Raw genomic sequence first — 4,542 nt, forward strand, 5'->3', positions numbered from 1 at the left:
AAACAGAACTAAGCCTTTTAAAATCCATACGTAATAACTTTAGTGAAAACGATATAGAATTAAGAGTAGATGCTAATGGCGCTTTTGCCCCAAAAGAAGCTTTAGAAAAGTTAAAACAACTGTCCGAGTTTAAACTACACTCTATAGAACAACCTATAAAACAAGGACAATTTGAGGACATGGCTAAGCTATGTGAAGTAACACCTCTACCAATTGCCTTAGATGAAGAATTGATAGGCGTTTTCTCCACAACTAAAAAAGAAGAATTACTAAACATAATTAAGCCCCAATATATTATTTTAAAACCTAGTTTTATTGGAGGTTTTGCGGGTAGTAATGAGTGGATTAATTTAGCCGAAAACCATAACATAGGCTGGTGGATTACTAGCGCATTAGAAAGTAATGTAGGGTTAAATGCTATTGCTCAATACACCTATTTAAAACAAAATAAAATGCCACAAGGGCTAGGAACAGGAAGCTTATTTACAAATAACTTCGATTCTCCGTTGCAAGTAAAAAATGGTACATTGCAATACAATATAAATAACAATTGGAAATTTAAAATATAATATATGTATATAGCGCAAGCATTTAATGTTTTACACGATTGGTGGAGGTACTTTATAGGTACAATTTTAATAATTATAGCTTCTTTTATAGGTCAAGTACCCTACACTGTGGTAATTATGGGGAAAATGATAAAGGATGGAGACGATTTTACAAATATAGATCAAGCTACAATGATGTCTGTATTAGAACCTAATTTAAATCTCTTTTTATTGCTATTATCATTTGCTATAGGTTTAATAGGGTTATTTATAGTTGTAAAAGCATTACACAATCAAACAATTACTCATTTAACAACAGCACGAGAGAAAATAGATTGGAAACGTATAATATTTTCTTTTTTCTTCTGGGGAATTTTATCTTCTAGTATGATCCTTTTTGATTATTATTCAAACCCAGATGATTATGTTAATAATTTTGAGTTAAACCGATTTATAATTCTAGCAATAATTGCTATAGTATTAATTCCATTTCAAACAAGTTTCGAAGAGTATTTATTTAGAGGCTATTTAATGCAAGGAATTGGTGTTGTAACAAAGAATAAATGGGCACCATTATTAATAACATCATTAATTTTTGGATTATTACATATCGCTAACCCAGAAGTTGAAAAATTGGGGTACACCATCATGATTTATTACATAGGAACAGGGTTATTTTTAGGAATAATTACTTTAATGGATGAAGGTATGGAATTGGCTCTAGGATTTCATGCCGCTAATAATCTATTTACAGCACTTTTAGTAACAGCAAATTGGACTGCTTTTCAAACACATTCGGTTTTAAAAGATGTGTCTGAGCCAACTTTAGGATTTCTAGATCTTGTATTACCTGTATTTATAATTTTTCCAATTTTACTATTTATTTTTAGTAAAAAATACAAATGGACCAATTGGAAAGATAAACTATTGGGAGCTGTAGAAGCTCCTGTACTTGAGGATATAAATAAAATAGGAGAGTAGTGGTACCTAAATATAATAAAGTACATAATCGATTTCGATATAATAAAATACATTATTCATATCAAAACCTTAACGAATTAGCCTATAGTTTAATAAAGGAAGGCGAAAACTATCAAAAAGAAATAGGAGATTTCATACTAGATTGGCAAGACAACACCCCATATCTTTTAGCAAAAACATCTGGATCTACTGGTCAACCAAAAACTATAAAACTAAGTAAACAAGCAATGGTAAATTCAGCCATAGCTACAGGTGATTTCTTTGGATTGCGTCCTGGAAACAGTACTCTATTATGCTTGCCAGCCTCTTACATAGCAGGAAAAATGATGCTTGTTAGAGCTTTTGTACTAGGCTTAGAATTAGACATAATTGAACCAAAATCTAGCCTTAGCATTAACGAAACAAAAGTGTACGATTTTTCTGCAATGGTGCCTATGCAATTGCAGAGCAATATAAATAAGTTAGGTAAAATAAAACAACTTATTGTAGGTGGCGCACCAGTTTCTAAAGCGTTAACAAATACAATACAAGATTTAAAAACTAGAATTTATGAAACCTATGGGATGACAGAAACAGTATCTCATGTTGCAGTAAAACAAATAAACGGAAAAGGCAAAACTCAAACATTTAAAACGTTACCTAATGTACGTATTTCTCAAGATAAAAGAGGTTGTCTAATAATAGAAGCACCAAGTATTACATCAAGTACAATAGTAACAAATGATAATGTTATTATAGAAAATGAAAAAGCCTTTAAATGGTTGGGACGTTTTGATAATGTTATAAATACAGGTGGTATTAAAGTATTCCCAGAGCAACTAGAAAATAAGTTAAAAGAAAAGGTAATACCCCGTTTCTTTATAGCATCAGAAAAAGATGAACGATTAGGAGAGAAAATTATACTAGTATTAGAAGGAGATTACACTATTAATAATTCTGTTTTTAGTGAGTTAAAAGCACATGAGAAACCTAAGAAAATATACAATATTTCTCAATTTTCAGAAACGACTTCAGGGAAAATTCAACGTAAAAAAACGTTAGAAAAATTAAAGTAAATAATACTGTAACAAAACAGATGTTACAACTACTAATTAAAAAAGATAAATTATAATGAATTTTATAAAACGCGTATTAGCTACAGTTACAGGAATCTTCGTTTTCTTCGGAATCTGTTTTGGTCTATTATTAATTATAGGCATTTTTGCAGGAGCCTCTTCAGAAAATATTATTACAGTTAAAGAGCAATCTGTATTAGACTTAAAATTAGATTTTCCTATAAAAGACTATGCCGCAAAAACTGTATTTAAAGAATATCCATTTTTAGATGAAACTAATAAAAATGGACTATTCGACATTATTAACGCAATAGATTATGCCGCAACCGATTCTAAAATAAAAGGAATATCTATAGATAGTAACTTTTTAATGGCGGGAGTCTCACAAACAAAAGCTATTAGAGATGCACTATTAAAATTTAAAGAATCTGGAAAGTTTATAACCGCTTATGCCGATGTATATAGCCAAAAAGATTACTATTTAAGTTCTATTGCAGATACCATTTATATGAATCCTGTTGGTATTATGGAGTTTAAAGGGCTGTCTACAGAACGATTGTATTACAAAGATTTTCAAGAAAAAACAGGGTTGAAAATGGAAGTAATACGACTTGGAAAATATAAAAGTGCTGTTGAGCCTTACTTAGAAAACGAAATGAGTGAGAATAACAGAGAACAAATAAGTGTATACTTAAACGGGCTATGGAGCGAAATTAAATCTGAAATATCGCAAAGCAGAAATATACCTACAAATGCTTTAAACACAATAGCAGATAATTTACTAGCAAGAACACCTACCATGGCAAAAGAAGCTAAATTAATAGATAAAATTGCCTACAGAGACGAATATGAAAGTGCTATAAAAGCAGCAATTGGTATAGATGCAGATAAAAATATAAATACAATTACTATAGAAGATTACTCTAATTATGTAGCAGATAAAAAATCTATACAATTTGCTAAAGCTAAAATAGCAGTAATTTATGCAGAAGGACAAATTATTTATGGAAAAGGTAATGAAAACTTTGTGGGGCAAGGTACTATGGGAGAAGCGCTTAAAAAAGCTAGAGAAGACGATAAAATAAAAGCAATTGTTTTAAGAATTAATTCACCAGGAGGAAGCGCACTAGCAAGCGAATTAATTTGGAGAGAAATAGAACTCACTAAAAAAGTTAAGCCAGTAATTGTGTCTATGGGAGACGTTGCTGCTTCAGGAGGTTATTATATAGCATGTAATGCCGATAAAATTTTTGCAGAAGCAACTACAATAACAGGAAGTATAGGTGTTTTTGGTACCTTGCCTAATGGAAAAGACTTAGCAGATAAAATGGGAATTAATGCAGAGCAAGTTAAAACTAATAAAAATGCAGTAACCTATAGTTTTTTCGAGCCATTAAGCGAAGAACAACGCGCATTTATAAAAGAAGGAATAAATGATGTATACGAGTTATTTACTCAGCGTGTAGCTGATGGTAGAGAAGGCTTAACACAAGATGATGTAAAAGCAATAGCGCAAGGACGAGTATGGACTGGAAGCGATGCTTTAAACAATGGATTAGTAGACGAGTTAGGCGGGTTAGATGATGCCTTAAAGTACGCTGCCGAACTAGCAGAAATTGAAGATTACAGAATAAAAGAACTTCCAGTTTACGAAAAAACAATAGAAGAGTTAGTAGAAGGGTTTGGTTTAATTAAGTCTAAAGAATCTATTTTAGAAGAAGAGCTAGGTGTTGAAAACTATAAGATTTTAAAGGAGATAAAGACAATGACAGAGCAAAAAGGAGTGCAATTATTATTTCCATTTAACACAGAGATAAAGTAAAATTTTATACAAATACATTAAAAATTAAAACAGTAAATATAAAAGGTTAAGCTAGTGCTTAACCTTTTTGTTTTCCAAGTTCCCTCATTGAAAGCATGTATTCCCTCAATGTCGGTTTTGTAATACAGGCTTTGGT

At 31.1% G+C, this 4,542-nt stretch carries 4 protein-coding genes; all 4 read left to right on the plus strand.

Annotated elements, in window-relative coordinates; all coding sequences use genetic code 11:
• A partial coding sequence (locus tag ACVC2P_RS09195; protein WP_452598181.1) for an enolase C-terminal domain-like protein occupies window positions 1-569 on the plus strand: 569 nt, incomplete at its 5' end.
• Window positions 570-572: 3 nt separating this feature from the next.
• Window positions 573-1,529, plus strand: coding sequence for a CPBP family intramembrane glutamic endopeptidase (locus ACVC2P_RS09200; protein WP_452598182.1), 957 nt, complete (start codon window positions 573-575; stop codon window positions 1,527-1,529).
• A complete protein-coding gene (locus tag ACVC2P_RS09205; protein WP_452598183.1) occupies window positions 1,529-2,584 on the plus strand; it encodes an AMP-binding protein in 1,056 nt (351 codons plus the stop codon). The genes ACVC2P_RS09200 and ACVC2P_RS09205 overlap by 1 nt, the downstream gene beginning before the upstream one ends.
• A 55-nt stretch (window positions 2,585-2,639) precedes the next feature.
• Window positions 2,640-4,406: a signal peptide peptidase SppA gene (gene sppA / locus ACVC2P_RS09210; RefSeq protein ID WP_452598184.1), complete on the plus strand. Its 1,767-nt coding sequence runs from the start codon at window positions 2,640-2,642 to the stop codon at window positions 4,404-4,406.
• Window positions 4,407-4,542: the final 136 nt, after the last annotated feature.

The sequence above is a fragment of the Pontimicrobium sp. MEBiC01747 genome, from assembly GCF_053601635.1.

Excerpts from the sequence above, each read along its gene's own strand:
- sppA (WP_452598184.1), top strand. The coding sequence starts at position 2,640 with ATGAATTTTATAAAACGCGTATTAGCTACAGTTACAGGAATCTTCGTT.
- ACVC2P_RS09200 (WP_452598182.1), top strand. The coding sequence starts at position 573 with ATGTATATAGCGCAAGCATTTAATGTTTTACACGATTGGTGGAGGTAC.